The organism is Marinovum algicola (genome assembly GCF_900109145.1).
In the GTDB taxonomy this organism is placed as follows: Bacteria; Pseudomonadota; Alphaproteobacteria; order Rhodobacterales; family Rhodobacteraceae; genus Marinovum; species Marinovum algicola.
In genome coordinates this window covers 244,625-271,154 of the sequence record NZ_FNYY01000003.1, presented here as the reverse complement: position 1 = coordinate 271,154, position 26,530 = coordinate 244,625, and the positions used below count along the sequence as shown (strand labels likewise).

The 26,530-nt window shown below is 67.1% G+C and carries 20 protein-coding genes and 1 pseudogene; 1 reads left to right on the top strand and 20 read right to left on the bottom strand.

Translation table 11 applies throughout. The features are described from left to right. Positions 1-6: 6 nt before the first annotated feature. From BMW90_RS26975 to BMW90_RS06710, 5 genes and pseudogenes are all read right to left on the bottom strand, one after another. Positions 7-564: pseudogene (locus BMW90_RS26975) on the bottom strand (fasciclin domain-containing protein); the annotation flags it as partial. Between the two features lie 149 nt (positions 565-713). After that, entirely contained in the window at positions 714-1,247 is a 534-nt protein-coding gene (locus BMW90_RS06725; protein WP_048531880.1) for a cytochrome P460 family protein, read from the bottom strand. A gap of 95 nt (positions 1,248-1,342) precedes the next feature. Further along, positions 1,343-2,182, bottom strand: coding sequence for a class I SAM-dependent methyltransferase (locus tag BMW90_RS06720; protein WP_074835811.1), 840 nt, complete (start codon positions 2,180-2,182; stop codon positions 1,343-1,345). Positions 2,183-2,213: 31 nt separating this feature from the next. Then, positions 2,214-4,265: an ASKHA domain-containing protein gene (locus tag BMW90_RS06715; RefSeq protein WP_074835711.1), complete on the bottom strand. Its 2,052-nt coding sequence runs from the start codon at positions 4,263-4,265 to the stop codon at positions 2,214-2,216. Between the two features lie 88 nt (positions 4,266-4,353). After that, positions 4,354-5,511, bottom strand: coding sequence for a CaiB/BaiF CoA transferase family protein (locus tag BMW90_RS06710; RefSeq protein ID WP_048531875.1), 1,158 nt, complete (start codon positions 5,509-5,511; stop codon positions 4,354-4,356). 239 nt (positions 5,512-5,750) lie between these two features. Here BMW90_RS06710 and BMW90_RS06705 point away from each other — a divergent pair, with 239 nt between their 5' ends. Then, on the top strand, positions 5,751-6,920 hold the full coding sequence (locus BMW90_RS06705; RefSeq protein ID WP_074835710.1) for a pyridoxal phosphate-dependent aminotransferase: 1,170 nt from the start codon (positions 5,751-5,753) through the stop codon (positions 6,918-6,920). A 4-nt stretch (positions 6,921-6,924) separates the two neighbouring features. Here the strand turns inward: BMW90_RS06705 and BMW90_RS06700 are convergent, their stop codons facing one another. The 15 genes from BMW90_RS06700 to BMW90_RS06630 form a co-directional block, all read right to left on the bottom strand. After that, a complete protein-coding gene (locus BMW90_RS06700) occupies positions 6,925-7,941 on the bottom strand; it encodes an ABC transporter ATP-binding protein (protein WP_074835708.1) in 1,017 nt (338 codons plus the stop codon). After that, complete coding sequence (locus tag BMW90_RS06695) at positions 7,938-8,915, bottom strand: oligopeptide/dipeptide ABC transporter ATP-binding protein (protein WP_074835706.1); 978 nt, start codon at positions 8,913-8,915, stop codon at positions 7,938-7,940. Before BMW90_RS06695 ends, BMW90_RS06700 begins: the two co-directional genes overlap by 4 nt. 1 nt (position 8,916) lies before the next feature. Further along, positions 8,917-9,870, bottom strand: a complete 954-nt coding sequence (locus tag BMW90_RS06690; protein WP_074835705.1) for an ABC transporter permease subunit — start codon at positions 9,868-9,870, stop codon at positions 8,917-8,919. A 4-nt stretch (positions 9,871-9,874) separates the two neighbouring features. Then, on the bottom strand, positions 9,875-10,798 hold the full coding sequence (gene oppB, locus BMW90_RS06685; protein WP_074835703.1) for an oligopeptide ABC transporter permease OppB: 924 nt from the start codon (positions 10,796-10,798) through the stop codon (positions 9,875-9,877). 54 nt (positions 10,799-10,852) lie between these two features. Continuing rightward, on the bottom strand, positions 10,853-12,481 hold the full coding sequence (locus tag BMW90_RS06680; protein ID WP_074835702.1) for a peptide ABC transporter substrate-binding protein: 1,629 nt from the start codon (positions 12,479-12,481) through the stop codon (positions 10,853-10,855). Between the two features lie 167 nt (positions 12,482-12,648). Further along, positions 12,649-15,267 (bottom strand): AAA family ATPase, encoded by a 2,619-nt coding sequence (locus tag BMW90_RS06675; protein WP_074835700.1) that lies wholly within the window; start codon positions 15,265-15,267, stop codon positions 12,649-12,651. Next, positions 15,264-16,394, bottom strand: coding sequence for a metallophosphoesterase family protein (locus BMW90_RS06670; protein ID WP_074835699.1), 1,131 nt, complete (start codon positions 16,392-16,394; stop codon positions 15,264-15,266). Before BMW90_RS06670 ends, BMW90_RS06675 begins: the two co-directional genes overlap by 4 nt. 89 nt (positions 16,395-16,483) lie before the next feature. Beyond that, the gene (locus tag BMW90_RS06665; protein WP_074835697.1) at positions 16,484-18,463 is read right to left on the bottom strand and encodes a TRAP transporter permease; all 1,980 of its coding nucleotides are present in this window, start codon (positions 18,461-18,463) and stop codon (positions 16,484-16,486) included. After that, on the bottom strand, positions 18,460-18,927 hold the full coding sequence (locus BMW90_RS06660; RefSeq protein WP_170850516.1) for a DUF1850 domain-containing protein: 468 nt from the start codon (positions 18,925-18,927) through the stop codon (positions 18,460-18,462). Before BMW90_RS06660 ends, BMW90_RS06665 begins: the two co-directional genes overlap by 4 nt. Beyond that, complete coding sequence (locus BMW90_RS06655) at positions 18,924-19,883, bottom strand: TAXI family TRAP transporter solute-binding subunit (protein WP_074835696.1); 960 nt, start codon at positions 19,881-19,883, stop codon at positions 18,924-18,926. The genes BMW90_RS06660 and BMW90_RS06655 overlap by 4 nt, the downstream gene beginning before the upstream one ends. 275 nt (positions 19,884-20,158) lie before the next feature. Then, positions 20,159-21,583 carry a carnitine 3-dehydrogenase gene (locus BMW90_RS06650; protein WP_074835694.1) on the bottom strand — a complete coding sequence of 475 codons (1,425 nt, stop codon included), beginning with the start codon at positions 21,581-21,583 and terminating at the stop codon, positions 20,159-20,161. Further along, positions 21,580-22,503, bottom strand: a complete 924-nt coding sequence (locus BMW90_RS06645; protein WP_074835693.1) for a 3-dehydrocarnitine:acetyl-CoA trimethylamine transferase BcoG — start codon at positions 22,501-22,503, stop codon at positions 21,580-21,582. Before BMW90_RS06645 ends, BMW90_RS06650 begins: the two co-directional genes overlap by 4 nt. Continuing rightward, positions 22,504-23,289 carry a carnitinyl-CoA dehydratase gene (locus BMW90_RS06640; protein ID WP_074835691.1) on the bottom strand — a complete coding sequence of 262 codons (786 nt, stop codon included), beginning with the start codon at positions 23,287-23,289 and terminating at the stop codon, positions 22,504-22,506. Continuing rightward, positions 23,289-25,349: an acetate--CoA ligase family protein gene (locus BMW90_RS06635; protein ID WP_074835690.1), complete on the bottom strand. Its 2,061-nt coding sequence runs from the start codon at positions 25,347-25,349 to the stop codon at positions 23,289-23,291. Before BMW90_RS06635 ends, BMW90_RS06640 begins: the two co-directional genes overlap by 1 nt. Continuing rightward, positions 25,349-26,509 (bottom strand): acyl-CoA dehydrogenase family protein, encoded by a 1,161-nt coding sequence (locus tag BMW90_RS06630; protein ID WP_074835688.1) that lies wholly within the window; start codon positions 26,507-26,509, stop codon positions 25,349-25,351. Before BMW90_RS06630 ends, BMW90_RS06635 begins: the two co-directional genes overlap by 1 nt. Positions 26,510-26,530: the final 21 nt, after the last annotated feature.

The window sequence follows — 26,530 nt, the reverse complement described above, 5'->3', positions numbered from 1 at the left end:
GTCCTCGGCGGGCAGAAGTACGGTATCGATGACATGGATCACGCCGTTCGATTGCTTGACGTCGGCGATGGTGACGGTCGCGGTCCGGCCCTGTTCGTCCTCGATCATGATCTTGTCACCCATATAGGTGGCTTGCAGGGTGCAGCCGCCCACCGTCGACACCGGATGGGTGCCACCATCGTCGTCGATCATGCCCTTGATCGCCATCGACATCGCATCGGCGGCCACCACGTGGCAGGTCAGCACCTCGGTCAATTCGTCCTTCATGCCAGGTTGCAGCAGCGCCTCGACGGTGCCGTCGGGCAGGGCGGCAAAGGCGTCGTTGGTGGGCGCAAAGACGGTGAATGGGCCTTCGCCGGACAGCGTTTCGACCAGCCCGGCGGCCTTGACGGCGGCGACAAGCGTGGTGTGATCGGCGGAATTGACGGCGTTTTCGACAATCGTCTTGTCGGCAAACATCGCGGCGCCGCCAACCATCGGATTTTCGGTTTCGGAATGGCTTGCGGCGAAGCCGGCAGTCGCCATGCTGGCGGCGAGCGCGGTCGCGGAAAGAATACGTGTCATGAAGGTGTCTCCCTTTGAAGTCGCCGCACCGTCATCGGCGCGGGATGCAAGGAAGTACGGGATCACCAACGAATTAGTTTACCTGGATCACGGTTACGTGATGCCGCGTGTCCCGCAGCGTGACGCCGCGAGACCGCGCTGGCGCGGAGTTACGGGGTAATCGCCGCATTGGTAAAGAGATAGTTGTCCGAGCCGGAGTGACAGGCGATGCAGCCTGCATCGGCGCCCTTGGCCACCCGTCCCGCCAATTGCATCCCGGCCGGGTTCTGATCAAGCGTGCCGTCGGGCAGGTATTTCACCCAGAACCAATCCTGATTGTCCGCGTCATACCCTTGCTCGCGGCGGAACATGACGGTGATCGATCCGAGATGCTCTTCGGGCGCGGCCTGCACCTCGTCGGCCGAGACGCCCGCCGGGCCGTAGTTGCGCTTGACGATCAGCGTGCCGGTATGGCCATCGACGGTGCCTTCGGTGAAAAACGTCTCGAGCATCAGGCCATGCGGTTCGATGCCCTCATAGGGGATCGCGTGGATCATGCCGTCGCCGACCATCCGCAGCTCTTCCATCACGCTCCAGAGATCGGCGGCATAGGCCGCGTCGGCCTCGGTGCCGAACGGCGCATCCTGCGCGTTGGCGGTGGCCGCGGCCGCTGCGAGCGCCAGAGCGAAAATATGTTTGGTCATCTCAGTGTCCTCCCTTTTGATTGCACAGATAATCTAGCGCTTTCGGCCGGTCGGACCCTGTCACGATTTCTCACCCGCCCGTGTGTCGGGGCAGCTCAGGCGGTGGCAGTGATCAGGTGAACCTCACAGGGCAGGGTAATGCCGGTTTCGGTCTCATAGGGGGGCAGCGCCGCCGCGATGCCGTCGACGATGAACCGGCGATCCTCGGCGTCACCTTCGTGGTGGCGCAACAGAAACGATGCAGGCCCAAGATTGCCGGCCAGTTCGGCCACGTCGCGCAGCGTACCGGGCGGGCGGATCGGGATATTTTCGGTGACAGACCCCACGTCGGAAAACCCCGCGGCGGAGAGGATATCCCGCACCCGCGCCGCATCGCGAAAGGCCGTGGGGCCGGGGGCGGTCGGCTCGGCCTCGGGGGCCGGGCCGAGGCGGGCGGCGGCGATCCCGGCGGGGATCGCGAACCAGGGGATATGCGCCGGATCGCCCCAGCAGGCAAAGGCCAGACGCGCACCGGGCAGCATGGCGCGGCGGATATTGGCAAAGGCGGTCTCGGGATCGGCAAAGAACATCACGCCGAACCGGGAAATCACCCGGTCGAACCGCGCGCCGCCAAAGTCATGCGTCTGCGCATCGGCCCGCAGAAAATCGATCCTGTCCGCGCCGGCGAAACGTTCGCGTGCCCGTGCCAGCAGCGGCGCGGAGATATCCGCCCCGGTAACATGACCGGTCGGCCCGACACGGGCCGCCGCCGCTCCGGTTGTCGCCCCGGCGCCACAGCCGATATCGAGCACCCGCTGGCCCGGCGCCAGCGCGGCCAGGGCGAGAACGCGGTCGAGCACCGCTGTCATCGAGGCGTCCATTGCCGCCTCATGGGTGATCCACTTGCGGCCCGCGTCGCTGCTCCAATAATCGGCCTGGGCGTCGTTGTCGGACATCTGCATTCTCCTGTTGCGCCGGCCCCCGGGATCAGCCGCGCCGCCGGCGCCGCCGGCGGCCACCGCTTTCCCCATCGTCGCCGCCGGTGTTGAAGCTCACGTCAGGCAGGGTGACGTGCTTGAGCAGTTCAGGGAACGGATCGGTGGCATGCGGGATGGCATTGGCGTTGACGAAATGCTCCTGGAATTTCGGCTCGATGGCGGTCTCGACCTTGGTGATCTGGCGCACCACCCGCTCGATCTCCTTGCGCGCGGCGATATTGCAGAGCGCGATCCGGGCGCCGGTGCCGGCGGCGTTGCCGGCGCTGGTCACCTTGTCGAGCGGCACGTCGGGGATCATCCCCAGCACCATGGCATGCAGCGGCGAAATATGCGCGCCAAAGGCCCCGGCCAGCACCACCCGATCCACCTTGTCCACGCCGCGGGTGTCCATCAACAGCCGCGCCCCGGCATAAAGCGCTGACTTCGCAAGCTGAATCGCGCGGATGTCGCCTTGGGTCACGGTGATGCGTGGCCCGCCCTCGGCGCTGGCGTCATGGATCAGATAGGCATGGGTGCGGCCCTCGGGGACCGAACGCGGGGTGCCGGTCTTTTCGGCGCCGCCAATCAGCCCCGAGGGATCGACAAGGCCCGCCAGCCGCATCTCGGCCACCGCCTCGATGATGCCTGAGCCGCAGATGCCGGTGATGCCAGTGGCCGCCGTGGCTTCGGCGAACCCTTCCTCGTCGGACCAGAGATCGCAGCCGATGACGCGGAACCGCGGTTCCTTGGTCTCGGGGTCGATGCGGATCGCCTCGATCGCGCCGGGGGCGGCACGTTGGCCGGAAGAGATTTGTGCGCCCTCAAAGGCCGGCCCGGTGGGCGAGGAACAGGCCAGAACCCGGCTCTTGTCGCCCAGCAGGATCTCGGCATTGGTGCCAACGTCGACCATCAGCGCCAGATCCTCGGATTTGCCCGGCTCCTCCGACAGCGCCACGGCAGCCGCATCGGCGCCGACATGGCCGGCGATGCAGGGCAGCACATAGGTCTTGGCGCGCGGGTTGATGGCGGTCAGGTCGAGTTCCTTGGCGTCAATCCGCAATGCCTCAGACGTCGCCAGCGCAAAGGGCGCTTGTCCCAGCTCGACCGGGTCGATGCCCAGCAGCAGGTGGTGCATCACCGGGTTGCAGACAAAGACCGTCTCGACAATCAGGCTGGCGTCGATCTCGGCCTCTTTGGCGATTTCCTCGGCCAGCGTGTTCAGCGCCTCGCGCACGGCGGCGGTCATCTCGACCTCGCCGCCGGGATTCATCATCGCGTAGGACACCCGGCTCATCAGGTCTTCGCCAAAGCGAATTTGCGGGTTCATGATGCCCGAGGATGCCTTGACCTCGCCGGTCTCGAGATCGGTCAGATGCGCCGCCACGGTGGTGGAGCCAAGGTCGATCGCCAGCCCGTAAAGCCCGGCCTCATGCAGCCCCGGCCAGATGTCGATGACGGTGGATCGCGCGGCCCGATGATCGTGATGCAGCGCCACGGTCACCCGCCAGTCGCCCTTGCGCAGAACCTTCTGAAGTTTGCCTATCAGGCTGAGGTCGGCGCGCAGGCCCTTGATATCCCATTGCTTTTCGAGCGCGCGTTCCAGCCGCTCGAAATCGCCGGTGGGTTCATGCATGTCGGGCTCTTCGACCTCCACGAAGAACAGCCGGGTGGCCGGATCCATGAGGATGGCGCGGGCGCTTGCCGCTTTGCGCACCACCTGCTTGTGCACCTGGCTTTCGGGCGGCACGTCGATCACCACGTCGCTCTGCACCGTCGCCTGACAGCCCAGCCGTCGCCCCGGTTTCAGCCCGCGCTTCTGGTCATAGCGCTCTTCGACGGCGTTCCACGCCGACAGCGCATCGGGCGCCACGGTCACGCCATGTTTGGAAAATTCGCCCACCCCCGGGGTGATCTGGCACTTGGAGCAGATGCCGCGCCCGCCGCAGACCGAATCCAGATCGACGCCCAGCTGCCGGGCGGCGGTCAGGATCGGTGTGCCGGCGGCAAAGCGGCCGCGTTTGCCGGAGGGGGTAAAGACGACAAGGGGATCTTGGGAGGACATGGGATTCTCTTTCGCGCGTTTGGCGCGACTATAGGCACGACAGGGCTGAGTAAAAGGCCCACAAGCGGCAAGCGCCGCCGCGGATACGTCAGCCGCCGGTGTCGTCCTCCAGCCAATGCAGGATTTCGCCGCGATTGCCGTCGAGATCGGGGGCCGGGCGTCTTGTGGTGCGGTCCTCCATGCCGGAGAGCTTGATCGGGTTGCCGGCGGCGGTAAAGGCGTGGCGACCGTTGCGGTCGAGCACGTCGACAACCATCCTGCGCGCCTCGATCTGCGGATCCTTGAGCACCTGGGCCACATCCTGGATCGGGGCGGTCGGAATGCCGGCGGCGCCGAGCTTGGCGATCCAGAAGGCGGCGGTATTGTCGAGCGTCACCGCCTCGATCAAACGTTTGAGAAGGCGGGCGTTTTTACAGCGCGCCGGGTTAGTGGCAAAACGCGGATCCTCGGCGATCGGCAGGGCGAGGCAGACGCAGAGCCGCTCGAAGAGCTGGTCGTTGCCGGCGGCGATCACAAACAGCCCGTCAGAAGCATGAAAGGTCTCGAACGGGGTGATCGACGGGTGGCGTGCGCCGGTCCGCCCCGGCGGTGTGCCGGTGGCGGTGGTGATGGCAATGGCATGTTCGAGAATGGCGAGCTGGCTGTCGAGCATGGCGACATCGATCTTGCGGCCCTTGCCGGTGGTCTCGCGGTCGAACAGCGCCGCCAGCACGCCCTGGGTCAGATACATGCCGGCCACGATGTCGCCGATCGAGGCGCCGACGCGCACCGGGTCGCCGCCGGCTTCGCCGGTGATCGACATCACCCCGCCACGCGCCTGGGCCACCATGTCATAGGCCGGACGCCGGGCATCCGGCCCGGTGTGGCCAAAGCCCGAGACCGCGCCGTAGATCAACCGGGGATAGGCGGCGTGCAGATCGCGCCAGCCGTATCCCAGCCGCTCCATCACCCCGGGGCGGAAATTCTCGACAATCACGTCGGCGCGCGCCAGCAGCCGGTGAAAGACCGCGCGGTCGTCCTCGGCCTTGAGATCGAGCGCGATGCTTTTCTTGGAGTGGTTGAGAGCCGAGAAATAGGCGCTCTTGCCATCCTTGAAGGGGGGAAAGGCGCGGGTGTCATCGCCGCTGCGGGGCCGTTCAACCTTGATCACCCGCGCGCCCAGATCGGCCAGCGTCATGGTGGCGAAGGGCCCGGCCAGCACATGGGTCAAGTCGAGCACGGTGACATTGGCAAGCGGATTGGGCATGGGCGAATCCCGGATGTCTCGGCGTCAGTCTATCCGGCAAGTATGACCGTTATTTTGACGCCGGCGGCAAGGCGGCAAACCCGGCTGGGCTGAAATCGGCCGGGCAGCGGCCGCACGGGGCGGAAAATCGGGCAGCCACGGCCGCACGACCGCCGCACGAAACCCGGTTTTCCATTCCCGGCGCCGCGGTGTAGCATCCGCGCGAAACCGCTCCCCGACACCAGTACGAAAGCTCCCCGATGTCCGACTTGATCTTTGCCGACAGCCTCTCGCGGCTGGGAACCGAAAGCGCCTTCATGGTGCTGGCGCGCGCCTCGAAACTGGCGGCAGAGGGCCGCGAGATCATCAACCTGGGCATCGGCCAGCCGGATTTCCAGACACCCGAACATATCGTCGAGGCCGGGATCAAGGCGCTGCGCGACGGCCATCACGGCTATACCCCCGCCAACGGGTTGCCGGTTCTGCGCGAGGCGGTGGCGGCCGATCTGCATCACCGGCACGGTGCCGAGGTCAACCCCGACAACGTGGTGGTTGTGCCGGGCGGCAAGCCGACGATGTTCTTTGCCGTGCTGATGTTCGGCCAGCCGGGCACGGAAATCATGTACCCCAACCCCGGGTTTCCGATCTATGAGTCCGTCATCAAGTATTCCGGTGCGACCCCGGTGCCGATCCGCCTGCGCGAAGAGAACGGCTTTGCCTTTTCCGCCGAAGAGGTGCTGGGCCAGATCACCGACAGGACCCGGCTGATCATCATCAATTCGCCCGCCAATCCCACCGGCGGCGTCACCCCGCGCGAAGAGATCGACAAGCTGGTCGCCGGGTTGATGGAGCATCCGCAGGTGGCGCTTTTGTCGGACGAGATCTATTCCCAGATGCTCTATCACGGGCAGGAGCATGTCAGCCTGCTGCAATATCCCGAGATCCGCGACCGGCTGATCCTGCTCGACGGCTGGTCCAAGACCTATGCGATGACCGGCTGGCGGCTGGGCTTCGCGGTCTGGCCCGACGCGGCGGTCGATCATGTCACCCGGCTCTGCATCAACGACCATTCCTGCGTCAACGCCGCGGCGCAATATGCCGGTCTCGCCGCTCTGACCGGGCCGCAGGACGCGGTGCGCGACATGGTGGCCGAATTCGACAGCCGCCGCGCGGTGATCGTCGCGGCGCTGAACGATCTGCCCGGCGTGCGCTGTTCCGATCCGGGTGGAGCATTTTATGCCTTCCCGAATATCGAAGGCACCGGAATGAGCGCGATGGAAGCGCAGAACCGCTTTCTCGACGAGGCCGGGGTCGCGACCGTCGCCGGCACCTCCTTTGGCGCCATGGGCGAAGACTATCTGCGCTTTTCCTACGCCAATTCCGAGGCGAACATCCGCAAGGCCATCGACCGCATCGGCGCCATTCTCTGACTGCTCAGGCTGAAACCGCGCCGCCCATGGCCCCGGCATCCTCGTAAAACGGGCAGGCGACACAATGGCCCGGCGCGGCCTCGAGAAGCGGCGGCCGGGCCTCGGCACAGCTTTCGCGGGCGATCGGGCAGCGGGTGCGAAACACGCAGCCCGACGGTGGGTCCATCGGCGAGGGCAGCTCGCCCTTGAGCACCGGCCGGTGGCGCGTCCGTTCCAGCCGTGGATCGGGGATCGGCACCGAGGAGATCAGCGCGCGGGTATAGGGGTGTTTCGGCGCGCCGGTGACCTCTGCCGCGGTGCCGGTCTCGACGATGCGGCCAAGGTAGAGTACGTCGATGCGGCTCGAGATATGGCGCACCACCGAGAGGTCATGGGCGATGAACATCAGGCTCAGCCCCATGTCCTTTTGCAGCCCTTTCAACAGGTTGACCACCTGCGCCTGGACCGAGACGTCAAGCGCCGAGACCGGCTCGTCGCAGATCACCAACTCCGGCTCGGTGATCAGCGCGCGGGCGATGCCGATGCGCTGACATTGGCCGCCGGAGAATTCATGCGGATAGCGGTTTTGCAGGTTGGGCAGGAGGCCCACGCGCTCCATCATCTCGCCGACGCGGCGGCGCTGTTCCTTGGCGTCGAGGTCGCCGCGATGGGTTTTCAGCGGTTCGGCGATGATCTGGCCGACGTTCATCCGGGGATCGAGCGCCGCCAGCGGATCCTGAAATACCATCTGCACATGGCGGCCATGGGCGCGGCGTTCGGCCGGCTTCAGGGCGGTGATGTCGCGGCCTTTCCACAACACCCGGCCGCCGGTGGGCCTGACCGTGCCGACGATGGCGCGCGCCAGCGTCGACTTGCCCGATCCGCTTTCGCCGACAAGGCCCAGGGTCTCGCCTCGGTGCACCGTCAGATTGGCCTTTGACACCGCCTGAAGCGCGTCTGGCCGGGTCCAGGGCATGGCGCCGCGTTTGGCAATGTCGAAGGTGACGTCGAGATCGCGGGTTTCCAGCAACACGTCGGTCATCGGTGAACATCCTCCCTTGCGGCGTGGCAGGCGCGCTTGCGGTCGGTGTCGAAAGACACCAAATCGGGCATCCGCTGCGGGCAGGGCTCATGCGCCAGCGGGCAGCGCGGGGTGAAGGGGCAGCCGCCCGAAAGGCCCAGCAGGTCCGGCGGATCGCCGGGAATGGTCAGCAGGTCCTCCTGCGGAATATCCAGCCGGGGCACGGCCGCCAGAAGGCCAAGCGTATAGGGATGCGAGGGCGCTTCGAAGAGCTTGTCCGTGGGGCCGGTTTCCATCACCCGGCCGCCGTACATCACCATGGTCCGCTCGCAAGAGCCGGCGACAATGCCGAGGTCATGGGTGATCAGTATGATCGCGGTGCCGAATTCCTCGCGCACCTCGGTCAGAAGCTCCATGATCTGCGCTTGCACGGTGACGTCGAGCGCGGTGGTCGGCTCGTCGGCGATCAGCAGCGCCGGACGGCAGAGCAGCGCCATGGCGATCATGATCCGCTGCCGCATGCCGCCGGAAAACTCGTGCGGGTACATGCCCAGCCGGCGTTTGGCATCGGGAATGCGCACCGCGTCGAGCATCCTCGCGGCATCTTCCATTGCCGCGCGCTTCGACTTTCCGAGGTGCAGTTGCAGCACCTCGGCCATCTGGGTGCCGATCTTGAGATAGGGGTTCAGCGAGGTCATCGGATCCTGAAAGATCATTGCCACCCGTTCGGCGCGGACCTTGTTCAGCTTGGCCTCGGGCAGGTTGAGAATCTCCTGGCCCTCGATCCTGACCGAGCCTTCCGAACGGCCATTGCGCGCGAGCAGCCCCAACATGGCAAAGGCCAGCTGCGTCTTGCCCGAGCCGCTTTCGCCGACAATCGCCAGCGTGTCGCGTTTCGCCAGATCGAGCGAGATGCCGTTGACCGCGCTCACCGTGCCATCGGGCGTGTCGAAGCTGACCGAGAGGTCGCGGACGGAGAGAAGGTGCTCTGTCATCTCAGCGGTCCTTCGGGTCAAGCGCGTCGCGCAGCCCGTCGCCGACAAAGAAGAAGCCGAACAGCGAGACGACAAAGAAAGCGAGTGGAATCAGTAGCATCCAAAGTCCCTGGCGCATCTGGTCTGCGCCTTCGTTGATCAGCGCCCCCCAGGAGGTCAGCGGCTCCTGTACGCCGAGCCCGAGGAAGGAGATGAAGCTTTCGTAGATGATCATCGAGGGCACCAGCAGCGTCGCATAGACGATCACCACGCCTAAAAGGTTGGGCACGATATGGCGCAGGATGATGCGGAAGGGGTGCACGCCGGTGGCAATGGCGGCTTCGATGAAGTCGCGACTACGAAGACTCAGCGTCTGGCCGCGCGCGATCCGCGCCATGTCGAGCCAGGAGATCAGGCCGATGCCGATGAAAAGCATCAGGATCGACCGGCCGAAGACCACCAGCAGAAGGATCAGAACGAACATGTAGGGCACCGACATCAGCACATCGACCACGCGCATCATCATGTTGTCGAGCCTGCCGCCGAAATAGCCGGAGACCGCGCCATAGATCGTGCCGACCAGCACCGCGATCAACGCACCGACCACGCCGACCATCAGGCTGATCTGTGTGCCCTGCACGGTGCGGGCAAAGAGATCGCGGGCCTGGGCATCGGTGCCGAACCAATGGCCGGTCTCGGAACAGGGCGGGATCTCGTTGTCGGGGCCTGACAGGAAACAGGGGCCGCCGGCGTCATCGACCTTGCCGAGGATCGACCAGTTGATTTCCTCGATGGAATGCTGCGCCACGAAGGGGCCGAAGATCGCAAAACCGGCCACAAGGCCCAGAACCACCAGCCCGCCAACGGCGGCGCGGTTGCGGAAGAAGCGCGCCCGGGCATCGGCCCAGAGCGAGCGGGGCGGCCCCATGGGGGCCGCGGCGGTCAGAGCCGCCGATTGGGAATGGGAGACAACCATTGCGTCAGTACCGGATCTTGGGGTCGATCCACGCGTAGAGGATATCGACCAAGAGGTTGAACAGGATCGTCAGCGCGCCCAGCAGCACCGTGATCCCCATCATCACGCCGTAATCGCGGTTCAGCGCCGAGGCGACAAAGAACTGGCCGATGCCGCCGGTGGAGAAATAGAGATCGATCACCACCGACCCGGTGATCATCCCCACGAAGGCCGGCCCGAGATAGGAGATCACCGGCAGGAGCGCCGGCTTCAGCGCATGGCGCAGCACGATGGTGCGCCCCGGCAGGCCCTTGGCGCGGGCGGTGCGGATGAAGTTCGAGGTCATCACCTCGAGCATCGAGGCCCGCGCAATCCGCGCGATCGAGGCCATGAAGGAGGTCGAGAGCGCGATCACCGGCATGATTAGGTATTCGATCTGCCCGCCCTGCCAGCCGCCGCCGGGCAGCCAGCCCAGCCAGAGGGTGAAGACGAGCACCAGGATCGGCGCCATCACGAAGTTGGGCAGCACCTGCGCGCCGATGGAAATGCCGACGGCGAAGTAATCGAGCCAGGTGTTCTGCCGGATCGCCGCGACAACGCCCAGCGTGCCGCCGACGACAACGGCGACAAGGAAGCTCCAGAAACCATAGGTCAGGGTGACCGGAAATCCCTGTTCGATCAGGTCGTTCACGTCCTGATCGCGGTATTGGAACGAGGGGCCGAAATCGAACTGGGTGACGATGTTCCAGATATAGGTGCCGATCTGGGCGAGGAACGGCCGGTCGAGGCCGTATTCCCGCTCGAGATTGGCCAGCACGGCCGGCGGCACCCCGCGATCCGAGGCAAAGGGGCTGCCCGGCGCGGTGTACATCAGGACAAAGGTGAGCACGATCAGGATCAAAAGGACCGGGATCGCGAACAGAAGGCGGCGAAGGATGAAGGCTGTCATGCGGAGTGTGTGGCGCCAGGGCAGGCAAGCTCAGCCCGCCCCGGCGCGCACCTGTTACTCGGCCGCGGCGCGGTAGAGATCGCGCACGTACCAGTTGTTCTCGGCGTTCTCCATCGGCCAGTTCCTGACCTCCGGGTTCAGCACGAAGTTCTGGGTGTAGTGGTAGATCGGGATGATCGCCATGTCGCGGGCGAGCACCTCTTCCGCCTGGGTGTAAAGCGGCTGCGGATCATCGGCCTTGGCGGCCTCGTCCATCAGCTGGTCGAACTCTTCCGAGATGTATTTGCCGTCGTTGTTGGCATTGTTCGAGGTCAGCAGGTCCAGGAAGGTCGAGGCTTCGTTGTAATCCGCGCACCAGGCCGAGCGGGCGATGTCGAATTGCTGATTGCCGCGAATGTCGAGGTAGGACTGCCATTCATAGTTCGACAGGGTGATGTTGACGCCCAGCGGTTTCCACATCTGGCTGACCGCGATGGCGATCTGCTTGTGGTTTTCCGAAGTGTTGTAGATCAGGTCGAGATCAAGCGGGTTGTCGGGGCCATAGCCCGCCTCCTGCATCAGCTCCATGGCCTTTTCCATCCGCGCGTCCTGCGACATCTGCGAATAATCGATGGTCGGCAGTTCGAAATCGGCGGTCGCCCAATGGGTAAAGCTGTAGGCGGGCTTCTGACCGGCCTGTAGGATCTGGTCGGTGATCACATTGCGGCGCACCGCATAGCTCAGCGCCTTGCGGACCTTGGGATCCTTGAGCGCCTCGTGCCCGCTCTCGGACTGGTTGAAAGTGTAGTAGTAGGAACAGAGCCGCGGCACCGCATGGGCGGTCTCGGGGCTTTCCTCTTCGAGATCGGGATAGGAGCCGGCGGGCAGGTCGTCCATCATGTCGAATTCGCCGGCCTGAAAGCGGCTCAGCGCCTGATTGGCGTCATTGATGACATAGCCATAGACCTCGTCGATGATGACATCCTCGGCGCCCCAGTATTCCGGGTTCCGCTCGAGCCGGAAGAATTCGTTGACCCTGATTTCGGCCAGGGTATAGGCGCCATTGACCACGATGTTCTCGGGGTCGGTCCAATCGGCGCCATGCGCCTCGATGGTGGGCTGATGCGCCGGCATCAGGGTGTAATGCACCGCCATCTGCGGGAAATAGGGCAGCGGCTGGGTCAGCGTGACCTCGAGCGTATGGTCATCCACGGCGCGCACGCCCAGCGTGTCGGTGGCGGCCTCTCCGGCGATGATCTCCTTGGCGCCCTGCATCTGGGTCAGCTCGACATACCAGGCATATTCCGAGGCGGTGGCCGGATCGGCGGCCCGGCGCCAGGCATAGACGAAGTCATGGGCGGTGACCGGATCGCCGTTCGACCACTTGGCATTGTCGCGCAGCGTGAAGGTCCAGGTCTGGTTGTCCTCGCTCGACCATTCGGTGGCGACGCCGGGGCGCAGGGTGCCGTCGGCATTCTGGGTCAGCAGCCCTTCGAAGATCTGACGCGCCACATGACCGCCGGCGGTTTCCTCGATCAGTTGCGGATCGATGGTCGGGAACTGGTCGAGCAGACGATATTTGAACACCTGGGTTTCAGCCAGGGGTTCGCCGGTTTCGGGGTGCGTATCCTGTGCGGCAAGCGTGGTGCCGCTGGCGGCCAGCAGGACTGCGGCGGCCGTTGTCAGCAAAAGATGGCGTGTCATTGTCGAGATCTCCCTTTCTCGCGATTGCGTCCGGGCCTCTTTTGTCGCGGGCCCGTGAGACAGACGCCAAACATCACCAAGATCGTGTCGATAGTCCAGAGCTGAGAACTTTCATGCTCTGGTTGACGTCGCGTGGCCGCCGGCGGGCGGCAATTTTTCGCTGAGCCTTACTCGGCGGCCTTGGCAGCGGGGACCGGCGTGAGATGCAGACTGTTGCCGCCGAGCCCGCGAAACGCCCGCTGGCGACAGCTCAGCACGATGATCTGAAGATCGCCGGCCTGGCGGTGCAGCGCGTCGAACATGCGCTCGATCCGGTCGTCATCGGTAAAGACCAGCGCATCGTCGAGGATCACCGGCGCCGTCCGCCCGGTTGCCGCCAGCAGCCGGGCAAAGGCCAGCCGGACCAGCAGCGCCACCTGTTCCTGGGTACCGCCCGAAAGGATGGTGATCGGCTCTTCCCGGCCATCGCGCACCAGCGCGTCGGGCAGCAGCGAGCTGTCGCCCCAGGTCAGCTCGGCTTCAGGCCAGAGCAGGTGCAGCAGCGGCTTCAGCTCGCGGGCGATGGGGCTGAAATAGCGCTCCCGCGCTTCGGTGCGGGCGGCTTCGAGCGCCGCCTCGAGCCGGATCAGCACATCCTTTTCATGCGCGATCCGCGCCAGCGCGGCCTCGGCGATTTCAAGTTCCTGCCGGGTTTCCTCCAGCCGTTCCTCGACCGCCTCGCCGGAGGAGCGGCCGATGCGTTCGTCGAGCCGGGCCAGCAGCGGCTTCAGCCGGGTGATCTCTTCCCTTGCGTTCCGTTCGACCGATGTGGCGCGGTTCAGCGCCGCTTCGGTGCTGGCCGGATCGGGGGCGCCGCGGGCCTTGTCGGCATGGCGGGTCTCGGCCGCGCGCAGCGCCGTTTCCGCCTGATGCAGTTCTGCGGCCAGCGTCTCTTCTGCGCTGTCGCCCAGCCGGGCGCGGGCTGTCTCGGCGCGGGCCAGCCGGTCTTGCAGAGAGGTCAGCGCGGTATCGCTGCGGGTCGCGTCGTTGCGGGCATCGGCGAAGTGGTCGGCGGCGGTCTGATGTGCGATGCGGGCGGCGTCAAAGGCCTGTCTCGCGGCGCTCAACGCCTGTTCCGCCGCCTCGGGATCGGGCGCCTCGGCCCGGTCTTCGGGCTGCGGAATGGCGGCCAGCGCCGCGCGCAATTGATCGATGCCATCGGGCGCGAGACTGGCCAGGACCGCGCGGGCCTCGCCGGCCCGGTGTTCGGCGGCGACGCGGGTTTCGCCCGCGGCGCGGGCGGCCTCGAGGGTCTCGACATCCAGTGACTCGAGCGCATTGCGCAGCGCCTGCGCCGCCGCCTCGACCGAGGTATCGTCGTGCTGGCCTTCGCCCGGGCGCACCTCGAGCGTGCCGATGCCGGCGATGGTCAGTTGCGTGGCGCGGGGCAGGGCGGTGGCCGTGCCCTCGGGCAGGGCGCGGTCGCCCAGCGATATGGCGCCGTCCTGTCCCGGGGCGTAGCGGGCAATGACCTGAGTGGCCGTGGCTTCGCGCGCGGCCTTGGTCGTGGCATGCGCGGTGGCGAGGGTTTCGAGCCGGCGCAGCGCCGTGTCGTCGGGGCCCTGACGCGCGGCGGCGGCGGCGTCTTCCATGGCGCTGCGGGTCTTTTCGGCCTCGGCGATGCGCGCGGTGAGGGCGCGCCTGCGGTCGGCACCATCGCGCGCCGCCTGGGCGCGCAGGGCGGCGGCACGCTGTGTTTCCGCTTCGGTCAAATCCTCTTGCGCGGTGGCAAGATCACCTTCGGCGGCATCTCGGGCCGCGCGGGCGGTCTCGGCCGTGGCACGGGCCTGCGCCGCTTCCTGCTCGGCCGCCGCAAGGAGCCTGGCCGCCTCGTCATGTTCGGCCAGCGTTTCGCGCAGGGTATTCAGGCGGGTGCGGGCGGTCTCTGCGGTGAGCCGGGCGGTCTGGAGCTTCTGCGCCTCGGCGGCGACATCCTCGGCATGGCGTTTGGCGGCGGTATGCGCCGCCTCGGCCGCCTCGAGCCGGGCGCGGCGTTCTTCCACCGCCTCGGGCGCCTCCCAGGCATGCAGATCGCGCCGGGCCCGCTTGCGCTCGGCCAGGGCCGCGTGCAGCGCCTCCGCCGTGGCAGCGAGACTGTCGCGCCGCTCGGTCAGCGTTTCCACCCGGTCGAGCGCGGCGCGCCATGGGCCGCCCTTGCGCGGATTGCGGTTCTTGCCGGTGGCAAGATCGTCGAGTTCGGCGCGGCATCTGGCCAGCGCCATGTCCATGCGCCGCCCGCCGGTCATTTGCTCGACCTCTTCGCCGACCGAGGTCATCAGATCGCGCCGTGCCTCGAGCGCCAGCTTCTGCTCCTTGGTGGTGCCGCCCGTCAGCTCGGTCATGCCCTGCCGCACCCAGATCAACCCCGAAGGCCCACCCCCGTCACCGCCCAGAAGTTCGGCGATCCAGGCCTCGGCCTCATCGGCCTGGGCGATCAGCGTGCCGTCGCGGTGCACCGTCGCGGCGGCCTTGCCAAGCCAGCGTTTGAACAGGGTGAAGCGCCCCGCCTCGGTCTCGACCGTGACGCTGACCTCGGGCGATCCGCCGGCATGGGGCCGCAGCGCGGTGACCTCCTTGTCACGCGAGCCATGCGGTTTGAAAAACAGCGCCTGTATCGCGTCGAACAGCGTGGATTTACCGTGTTCATTCGGTGCACAGAGCAGGTTGAGCCCGTCGTCGATGGCATCGATCGCCACCGGATCGGTGAAACGGCGGACATTGTTGACGGTGATGGCGCGGAGCTTCATTGCGCGTCCTCCCGAACATAGGCGTAGAGCCGGGCAAGCGCATCCCCGGCCACCTGCCGATCCTGGTGCGACAGGGTTTCGGATTGCGCCGCCTCCTGCAAGCTCTCGGCGGCCAGCCGCAAGGCGCCGGCGCGGTCGATCTCGTCGAGGTCGCCGGCATCGTATTGCGTGCCGAGTTCGTCGGTCAGCAGCTCGAAATGCGCGAAATCGGGGGCGACCCGATCCGCCGCGTGGCGCAGATCGGCCTGATCCGACAGCCCGGCCCAGCCATTGGCCCGCACCCGCAACAGCACGTCGCGCCGCCCGGTTTCGGGCAGGATCGTCGCCAGCGCCTGCGCCGCGTCCTGCCGCGGGTGCAGCGCCAGCGGGCGCTCGGTCCAGAGAAAGGCGCCGGTCTCGACTTCTTCGACCTGCGGCGGGGCGCCGGGGCCCTCAAGCGTGACCGCAAGGCAGACGCCGCGCCGGCCATGCTTGAAACGGTCCTGCTCGGGGCTGCCGCAATAGTGCACCCGGTCCGAGACCGGCAGCCGCCCGTGCCAGTCGCCCAGTGCCAGGTAGTCGAGCCGCGCGCTGCGGTCGCGGTCGGGGGCGATGGCCTCGCCCGAGCCGGTGAAATCGGTGACGCCGCCATGGGCCAGCCCCACGCGCATCCGGCCGGCCTCGCTTTCCATGCGCACCAGCGGCTCGGTCGGATCGCTGGCCCCGGCGCGAAAGGCCACCGGTGCCGGCAGCAGCGTGGCCACGTCGCCCAGTGGTTGCGGGTCCGCCTCGGTGAGCGCCACGACATTGGCGGGTGCGTCGCGGCGGATCGCCTCCCAGAGCGGCTCGGCATCGCGCAGGTTGTCGTGGTTGCCGGGCAGGAGCCACCAGGTCACGCCGCCGGCTTCGCCCATCGCCGCCAGCGCCTGCCGGATCACCGCAGGCGAGGGCGTGGCCGTGTCAAAGGTGTCGCCGGCCAGCAGAACATGGCCGGCATCGCGGGACTGCGCCACCTCGGTTAGCCGGGCGATCGCGCCATGGCGGGCCTCCATCAACCGGCCGCGAATGTTGCCGTCTTCGGGCTGTGGGATATTGGCGAACTTGCGCCCGATATGCAGGTCGGACGCATGGATGAAGCGCAGGGTCATGGCGGCACACTCCGGCAACTGGGTATCGGCGCCTTTATCGGCCGGGACGCCCGCAACCGCAATCAATCAGCCGGATTTCATGTGCCGTCTCATCCCGGTGCCGGTTGCCTGTGGCCGCGCGCGCCGAACCAGTTCATCGCCAGCAGCGCGCAGAGCAGCAGGGCGCCCGCGATCTCGATCTGGAGGCTGGGCCAGAACACTGCGATCATTCCCGGCACCACCAGCAGCCGTGCCCAATGCGGCATCGGGCCGAAGAGATAGGCCTCGAGCGCGGCGGCAAAGGCGGTCAGCGCCAGGATCGCGATAAAGCCGTTCCAGAGCACCAGCGGCACCGGCCCGCCTTCGATGATCGACGGGTTGTAGACCATGAAAAGCGGGATCAGGTAGAGCCCCTTGGCGTATTTCCACGCCTGCACCGAGGTCTCCATCGGCGAGGCATTGGCAATCGCCGCGCCGGCAAAGCCGGCGAGCGCCACCGGTGGCGTGACGTTGCTGTCCTGGCTCCACCAGAAGACCACCAGATGCGAGATCAGCAGCGGGATGCCGAATTCCTCGGTCAGCGCCGGGCCGACGAGGATGATCAGCACGATATAGGCCGCGGTCACCGGCAGCCCCATGCCGAGGATCAGCGAGGCGATCACCACCAAAAGCAGCGCCAGCAGCAGGTTGCCATTGGAAAAGGCCAGCATCATCGCCGAGAACTTCAGCCCCAGCCCGGTCAGGCCGACGACGCCGACGACGATCCCGGCCACGGCGCAGGCCATCGAGACGGCAACGGCATTACGCGCGCCCAGCTCCAGCGCCTCGAGCGTCTTGGCAAAGCCTGCCCTGGCCAGCGCCACCAGTCCGGCCAGCGTCGGGCCGGCGGCGAAATATTGCATCAGCCCGCGCAGCACCGCGGCGCCGATCACCGCGAGGATGGCGTAAAAGCCGACGCGCATCGGCGAATAGCCGACCACCAGCAGCCAGACCAGCGCCACCAGCGGCAAGAGGAAATGCCAACCCTCGGCCAGCACCTCGCGCACCCGGGGCAGATCGGCCGAGGGAAGGCCCTTCATGCCCTGTTTGACGGCGGCGATATGCACCAGCAGATAGACCGCGCCGAAATAGAGGACGGCCGGAAAGATCGAGACCAGCACGATCTCGATATACGGCACGCGGGTGAATTCGCTCATCAGGAAGGCGCCGGCCCCCATCAGCGGCGGCATGATCTGGCCGCCGGTCGAGGCCGCGGCCTCGATGCCGCCGGCCTGAGCCGGGCGGTAGCCGAGGCGTTTCATCAGCGGGATGGTAAAGGCGCCGGTCGTCACCACATTGGCGATCGCCGAGCCCGAAATCGACCCCATGCCGGCCGAGGCGATCACCGCCGCCTTGGCCGGGCCGCCGCGCTGGCGGCCGGTGGCGGCATAGGCCAGGTCGATGAAGAACTTGCCGGCGCCGGTGACTTCGAGAAAGGCGCCGAACAGCACGAAGACAAAGATGAAGGTGGCGGCCACGCCCAGCGGCAGGCCGAAGATGCCCTCGGCGCCCAGGGTCATCTGGCTGGCCAGCCGGTCCAGCGTATAGCCCCGGTGGTTGAGGATGCCGGGCATCCAGTCGGCCAGCCAGGGCAGTTCGCCGCGCGACCCGGCAAAGGCGTAGAGAATGAACATGGCGCCGATGATTGTCATGCCGAGGCCGATGGCGCGCCGCGCCGCCTCGAGCACCACGAGGGTGGTGATGACGCCGACGACGACATCCTGCTGCCGCGGGATGATGGCATTGGCGATGGCGTCGATATTGGCCGGCACCCAATAGCCGACCAGCACGCCACAGGCGATCAGCGGCCCGTCGATGGCCCAGCCGACCAGCCCGCGCGGCCGGTTGCCGGTGACCGGATACATCAGGAAACAGAGTACCAGAATGAAGCCCAGGTGGATCGGCCGCTGAAAGAACAGCCCCAGCGGCTGGATGCCGGCGGCATAGAGCTGGAACAGCGACAGGGTGATGGCGACGATGGCGATCGCCATCAGCACCGAGCGCGGCTGGCGGTCGGCGCCGGGCGCCTTGACTTCATAGGTGTCGGTCATTCGGGGTCTCCCGGTTGCAGAGCGATCCGGACCCGCTGGCGCGCGGCGCGGGCCGAAAGCGGGATTTCGGCGTTACCTGCAACGATCCTGTGATTGACGGCAGCGCGGCCGGGGCGGAGCACATAGGCATCCCCCGGGACCGGCTCGTCGATGTCTTCGATCCAATAGCCGCCGGCGCCGTCGGAGACCTGCCGCCCCCGGCCGGGCAGATGGCCGAGACCGGCGGCGAAATCGGGCTGGTGCGAGCGCGTGAGCACCATGCGACCCTGGCGGTTCTGGTAGCAATCCTGCACCGGAAAGCCCTGCACCGAATGGTTCCACAGCACGCACCATCCACCGCCCTCGGCGACGGCAATGCGGCCGATCTCGGTGCCGTCGGGCAGGGTGGCGGTCAGAACGCCGGCCTGGACGGTCGAAACGGTGAGGAAGAGGGCCGCAAGCCCTCTTCCGAAAGCGCCGATCACGGGCGCAGATGGTCGGGAACGGTGGCGCCGGCTTCCTCGAAATAGCGCAGCGCACCGGGGTGCAGCGGCACCGGGGTGGCGTTCATCGAGAATTCGATCGTGGTCTCGTTCGCCGCCGGGTGCACCGCCTGCATGTCGGCAATGTTCTCGTACATCGCCTTGGTAATCTGATAGACGGTGTCCGCGTCCATCTCGGACGACACCACCAGCACGTTGGGCACGCCCACGGTGGACACTTCATCATCGACGCCCTGATAGACGCCGCCCGCGAGCTTCAGCGGGGCAAAGGTCTCGTCGGCTGCATCGGCCGCCGCGAGCTGTTCGTCATTGAGGCCGATCATGCGGATCGAGTTGGTGGTGGCGAGGTTGAGGATCGACGAGGTCGGCGCGCCGACGCTCCAGAAGCCGGCGTCGATATCGCCGTTGTTGAGCGCATCGGCGGTCTCGTTGAAGTTCAGCCGCTGGGCGTCGAAATCATCGAAGCTGATGCCATTGGCCTCGAGCAGGGTGCGGGCATTGACCTCGGTGCCCGAGCCCGGTGCACCGACCGAGACGCGCTTGCCCTTGAGATCGTCGAGCCCCTCAATGCCGCTGTCGGCCAGGGTCACGATCTGCACCATATTGGCATAAAGCGAGCCCACGGCGCGGATCATCGGCAGCTGCTGGCCCTCGAAACGGCCAGTGCCGGTATAGGCCTGCTGCACGGTGTCGGCGAGGCCGATGGCGAAATCGGCGTCGCCGGTCGCGATCAGCCCCATGTTCTCGACCGAGGCGCCGGTGACCTCGGCGGTCGCGCTGTAGCCGTCGACGTGATTGTTGATCACCTCGGCCAAGCCGCCGCCCATCGGGTAATAGACGCCGCCGGTGCCGCCGGTGGCGATCGAGAGCTGCATCTGCGACAGCGCCGGGGTGGCGGCGACCAGTGTGGCAATGGCAAAGTATCTGGCAAGTTTCATGTTATTGTTCCTCCCGTTTGATTTATGCCTGCCACCGTATCTTTCGGCAGAGATTATTCAAGAGGAACAAGCGGGAAGTCGGGGCGGGGCGATCTGTGCGGGTTTTGCGGCGCAGGCGGGGGCGCGGGGCAGGGTGAGGCCCCGGCGCGGCGGCCGGGACGCGCGAGAGAATCGGCGGGCAATAGCCTGTCGCGTCCCGGACCCCGATCCGGGACCTCCTGGCCCGCACGAACGCCCGGCCCGCACAAACGCCCGGCCTCGGGGCCGCGCGTGGCTCAGCCCCGGTGACCCACCGCAAGCCCGACCCCCTTCGGCTTCGGCAGGCCGGCATGGGCCTCGGCAAAGCGGCCGAGCGCTCCGGCGACCTCCGTCGACGGCGGCGCGCTGCGGCGGGTGGCCATGTCGACATGCAGGAGCAGCGTTTCGACCGTGGCGGCCAATGTGCCGTCCGCCATCAGCAGACGGTGGAACAGATGCATCTTTTTGCCGGCACCCGCGAGCACCTGGGTCGTCACCGTCACCCGCCCGCCGGCGCGCATTTCGGCCAGGTAGCGGACGTGGTTCTCGACCGTGAAATAGCTGCCGCCCGCCGCCACATAGGCGGCATCGGCGCCGATCATCTCCATGAAACGGTCGGTGGCCTGACAGGAGACCTCGACATAATGCGCCTCGTTCATGTGGCCGTTGTAGTCGGTCCAGCTCTGCGGGATCACCCGGTCCACCGTCACCGGCAGGTCGGCGGACGCGGCATCGGGCAAGGCCGCCTCATGCGCGGTGATCGTGCCGCCGGCGCCGCTGCCGGACTTGCGCAGAGCCCGCATCATGCCGACAAGGTTGTCGTCGCGCAGCCGCTCGAGATCGCGGATCGAGAGATGCCCGGATTGCGCCTCTGATTGCCCGGCGATCAGGTCGACCAGCTCGGGCGTGAACTCGGGCACATCCATCAGCTTGGTCCAGGGCCATTGCAGCGCCGGGCCGAACTGGGCCAGGAAATGCTTCATCCCGGCCTCGCCGCCGGCGATGCGATAGGTCTCGAACAGCCCCATCTGCGCCCAGCGCAACCCGAAGCCCATGCGGATCGCCTCGTCGATCTCTTCGGTGGTGGCGATGCCGTCCTTGACCAGCCAGAGGCTCTCGCGCCAGACCGCCTCGAGCAGCCGGTCGGCTATATGGGCGTCGATCTCCTTGCGCAGCGTCAGGGGAGACATTCCGATCTCGTGCAGCATCTCTGCCGCCCGCGCGCAATGCCCGGCCTCGCCCACCAGTTCGACCAGGGGCAGCAGGTAGACCGGGTTGAACGGATGGGCGACGATCACCCGCGCGCCCTCGGCGGTCAGCTGCGAGGGGCGGAAGCCCGAGGTCGACGAGCCGATCACCGCCTCGGCATCGGCGGCCCGGGTGATTGCGTCATGCACCCGGTGCTTGAGGTCGAGCCGTTCGGGCACGCTCTCCTGCACCCAGAGCGCGCCGGCCACGGCCGCGTGCAAATCCGAGTGATAGCTCAGATTTCCCTCGGGTGGCAGCGCCTTGTCATAAAGCGCGGGCAGGGCCCGGCGGGCGTTGGCCAGCACCTCGTCGATCTTGCGCCGCGCCTCGGGGTCGGGGTCGAAGACCGCCACGTCCCAGCCATTGAGCAGAAAGCGCGCGGCCCAGCCGCCGCCGATGACGCCGCCGCCGATGATCGCTGCCTTGCGGGTCATGCGGCACCTCCTTGCGGCGCGCGTTTCACCAGCCCCAGCCTGTCGCGGACCTCTGCCGGGCCGATCACCTTTGCCCCCATGTTCTCGACAATCGTCACCGCGCGGTCGACCAGCTGCGCGCTGGTGGCCAGCACGCCCTTGTCGAGAAAGAGGTTGTCCTCCAGCCCGACGCGCACATTGCCGCCGGCCAGTACCGCGGCGGCGGCATAGGGCATCTGATCGCGGCCCAGCGAAAACGCCGACCAGGTCCAATCCTCGGGGATGTTGTTGACCATCGCCATCAGGGTGTTGAGATCATTGGGCGCGCCCCAGGGCACCCCCATGCAGAGCTGCACCAGCGCCTGCGGTGCCAGGGTGCCCTCTCGCACCAGCTCCTTGGCAAACCAGAGATGGCCGGTGTCGAAAGCCTCGATCTCGGGCTTCACCCCCAGGTCAGTCATCATCCCGCCCATGGCGCGCAGCATGCCGGGCGTGTTGGTCATCACGTAGTCGGCCTCGGCAAAGTTCATCGTACCGCAATCGAGCGTGCAGATCTCGGGCAGGCAGGCGCGGACATGCGCCATGCGTTCACCCGCGCCGATCATGTCGGTGCCGGTCTCGTTCAGCGGCAGCGGCGCCTCGGGCGGGCCAAAGACCATGTCGCCGCCCATGCCCGCCGTCAGGTTCAGCACCACGTCGACTTCGGCGGCGCGGATGCGTTCGGTCACTTCGCGGTAGAGCTCCAGACGGCGCGAGGGCGCGCCGGTCTCGGGGTCGCGGACATGGCAATGCACCACCGCCGCGCCGGCCTTGGCGGCGTCAATGGCGCTCTCGGCGATCTCGGCCGGGCTGCGCGGCACATGCGGGCTTCTGTCCTGCGTGCCGCCCGATCCGGTCACCGCGCAGGTGATGAAGACGTTGCGGTTCATGTTCAATGGCATCTATTTCCCCTTCCAAACGGGATCGCGTTTTTCGGCAAAGGCGCGGGCGCCTTCCTTCTGGTCCTCGGAGCGATAGAGCCGCTCGACCGTGGCGAACTGGCTCTTGGTGATGCGGTTCATCGCATCCTGGAATTTCATGCCCTCGGCCTCGCGCACCACTTCCTTGATCGCCGCCTGGACCAGTGGCGGCCCGGCGGCCAGCAGATCGGCCAGCTTGCGGGCTTCTGCCATCAGTTCGCCGGCCGGATAGACGTGGTTGATCAGCCCCCAGCGCGCCGCCTCTGCGGTGTCGAGCCAGCGGCCGGTCAGCAGCATTTCCATCGCAATGTGATAGGGAATGCGCTTGGGCAGCTTGACCGAGGCGGCATCGGCGACGGTGCCCGAACGGATCTCGGGCAGGGCAAAGCTGGCGTGATCGGCGGCGAGGATGATATCGGCCGACAGCGCCAGTTCCAGACCGCCACCACAGCAGATGCCGTTGACCGCGGCAATCACCGGCTTGTTCAACCCGCGCAGCTCCTGCAAGCCGCCAAAGCCGCCGACCCCATAGTCGCCGTCCACCGCGTCGCCTTCGGCGGCGGCCTTGAGATCCCATCCGGGGCAAAAGAACTTTTCGCCGGCCGCGGTCAGCAGCGCCACCCGCAGATCGGGATCGTCGCGAAACGCGGTAAAGACATCGCCCATGATCCGGCTGGTGGCCAGATCGATGGCATTGGCCTTGGGCCGGTCCAGCGTCACTTCCAGCACATGGCCGCGGCGGTGGGTCTTGATCGGGCTTTCGGTCATCATTCCTCTCCGGTTCGGATCAATGCGTCCGCCGCCACCGCGCCGGTGGCGGTGCAGATCAGCGGGTTGATTTCAAGTTCCTGCGGCAAGGTTCTGGCTACATGGGCCTGCACCGCCATCACCGCGTCAAGCAGGGCGTCGATGTCGGCGGCGGGGCGCCCGCGATAGCCTTGGAGCAGCACCGCGATCCTGAGTTGCGAGAGCGCCTGGCGCAATTCCGCGCGGCTGGCAGGCACCAGCAGCGAGACCCGATCCTCGAGGATTTCGGTCAGCGTACCACCCGCCGCCAGGGTGAGGACATAGCCATGCGCCGGATCGGCGACGACGCCGATCAGCACTTCGGCGAGGCCGTCGGTCACCATCTCCTCGACCAGAAAGCTCGGCCCCGGCATGTCCGCCGCCGCCCGGGCCACGGCGTCGGGCGTGGCCAGCCCCAGCACCACCGCCCCGGCCTCGGTCTTGTGCGCGATGCCGCAGCCCTTGAGCACCACCGGGCATCCGATGCGCGCCGCTGCGGTGGCGGCGCTCTCGGGGGTTGCGGCCGGCGCCGAAGCCGGGATGCGCAGCCCGTCGGCGGCCAGGGCCGCCTTGGCCTCGGCCTCGCTCAAAGTCCGGCCCTGCGGCGCGACCGGCGGCACCAGCAGCGGCGCGCCCTCGGCCGGGCGCATCCGGGCGGCGGCGGAAAGGGCGGCGATGGCCTCGGCCATGCCGCCGAAAGAAAGGATGCCGTTGTCCATCAACCGCAAAGCAACCTCTTCCGGCAAGGTCTCGGGCAGGGAACTGACCAGCGCCAGGGGGGTGCCGGTCGCATCCCGGGCGCGTTCCATCGCGGTGATCACCGGCGTCCAGGCGCCCGGGTCGCAGCGATCGGCGCGGGGAAGGTCCAGCACCACGCAGCCCAGTGCCAGATCGCCGCCCGTCATCGCGCTGAACACCGTGATCATCGCCGGGATGTCGCCCCAGATATAGGTGTGGTAATCCAACGGGTTGGCCAGCGCCACCCTGGGTCCGAGCACGCGCCGCAAGGCCGCCCGCCGGGTGGCGTCGAGCGGCGGAAAGACCAGCCCGGAGCCTTCCGCCATATCCGCCATCAGGCTGGCTTCGCCGCCGGAACAGGACATCGAGGCGATACGGTTGGAGGTCAGCGGCCCGGTCACATGCAGGAGCTTCAGCGTTTCGAGCAGGACCGGAAGGGAAGCCACCTGGCCGATCCCCAGCCGGTGCAACAGCGCCCGCGCGCCGGCGTCGCTGCCGGCCAGCGACGCGGTATGGGTGACCGTGGCCGCGCGCGCCTGATCGGACCGGCCGATCTTGAGCGCCACCACCGGTTTGCCCAGCGCCTGCGCCTCGGCCGCCATCGCCTCGAAGGCCCGCAGATCGTCGATCCCTTCGATATGCAGCCCCAGTGCCGTCACTCTCGGGTCGCGCAACAGCGTCCGCGACACGTCCGACAGGCCGGTCTGCGCCTGGTTGCCGACGGTCACCACATAGGCCAGTGGCAGCCCGCGCGCCTGCATGGTCAGGTTGATGGCGATGTTCGACGATTGGGTGACAATCGCCACGCCGCGCGCCACGGGCAGGCCGCCATGCTGATCCGGCCAGAGCGCCGCGCCGTCGAGGTAATTGAGAAAGCCGTAACAATTCGGCCCGAGCAGCGTCATGCCGCCCGCCGCCTCCAGCAAGGCCGTCTGCAACCGGGCGCCATCCGCGGTCTCGCCCCGGGCCTCGCGAAAGCCCGAGGCGAAACAGACCGCGCCGCCCGCGCCCCGCGCCGCCAGCGCCCGCACCACCGCGACGGTCGCTTCGCGGTTGACCCCGACAAAGGCCGCATCCGGCACGCCGGGCAGGGCGCCGACATCCGGGAAGCACGCCACCCCGCCAACCGTCGCGCGTGTCGGATGCACCGGCCAGATCTCGCCGCCAAACCCGATCTTGCGGCATTGCTCGATGACATTCCTGCACCAGCTTCCGCCGCCGATCACCGCGATCGAACGCGGCCGCAACAGCCGCTCGAGCCCCGAGGAGCCGCCCTGATCCCAGCATGTATCACGCCCGGCCATCACGCCCCCAAGGGCCGAAGCAGATCGCGGCTGATGATGTGCCGCTGGATTTCCGAGGTTCCGTCCCAGATCCGCTCCACCCGCGCATCCCGCCAGAACCGCTCGATGGGAAAGTCGTCCATCAGCCCCATGCCGCCGAAAATCTGCAAGCTGCTGTCGGTCACCCGTGCCAGCATTTCCGAGGCGTAGAGCTTGGCCGAGGCGATCTCGCGGTTTGCTGGCAAGCCCTGATCGAGCCGCCAGGCCGCCGCCAGGGTCAGCCAGTCGGCGGCGTCGATCTCGGTCACCATGTCGGCGATCTGGAAGCCCACGCCCTGAAACCTGCCGATCGGCTGGCCGAATTGCCGGCGCTCGGCGGCCTGGGTCAGCGCCAGATCGAAACAGCGCCGCGCCCGGCCGACGCAAAAGGCCGCCACCGTCAACCGGGTGGCGTAGAGCCAGGTGTTCATCACCTCGAAGCCGCCGTCGACCGCGCCCAGAACCTGGGCGTCGGGCAGGCGGCAATTGTCGAAATCCAGAATGGAGTTGCGATAGCCGCGATGGCTGACCGAGGCATAGCCCTCGCGCACCTCGAACCCCGGCGTGCCGCGATCGACGAGGAAGGTGGTGATCCGCTTCTTGGGCCCCTTCGGCGTCTCGTCCTCGCCGGTGGCCACGAAAACGATAAAGAAATCCGCGTGTTCGGCGCCCGAGATGAAATGCTTGGAGCCGTTTACCAGCCAGTCGCCGCCCTCGCGCACCGCGGTGCATTTCATCCCCCGCACGTCCGACCCGGCGTCGGGCTCGGTCATCGCAAGGGCATCCATTTTCTCGCCGCGTACCGCCGGAAGCAGGTAGCGTTCGCGCTGGGCACTGTCGCAGGCCATCAGGATGTTCTGCGGCCGGCCAAAGAAATGCGTCAGCGCCATCGAGCCGCGCCCCAGTTCGCGCTCGACCAGGGTGAAATCCAGCTGGCTCAGCCCGGCGCCGCCAACCTCTTCGGGGAAATTGCAGGCATAGAACCCGAGCGCGCGGCACTTGCGCTTGATCTCGGCGGCAAGCTCCGGCGGCACCTGTCCGCTGCGCTCGACCTCGGCCTCATGCGGATAGATCTCTTTCTCGACAAAGCTGCGGACGGTGGAGACGATCATCTCCTGTTCCGCGGTCAGTCCGAACTGCATGGCGCTCTCCCGGTGCTGCGT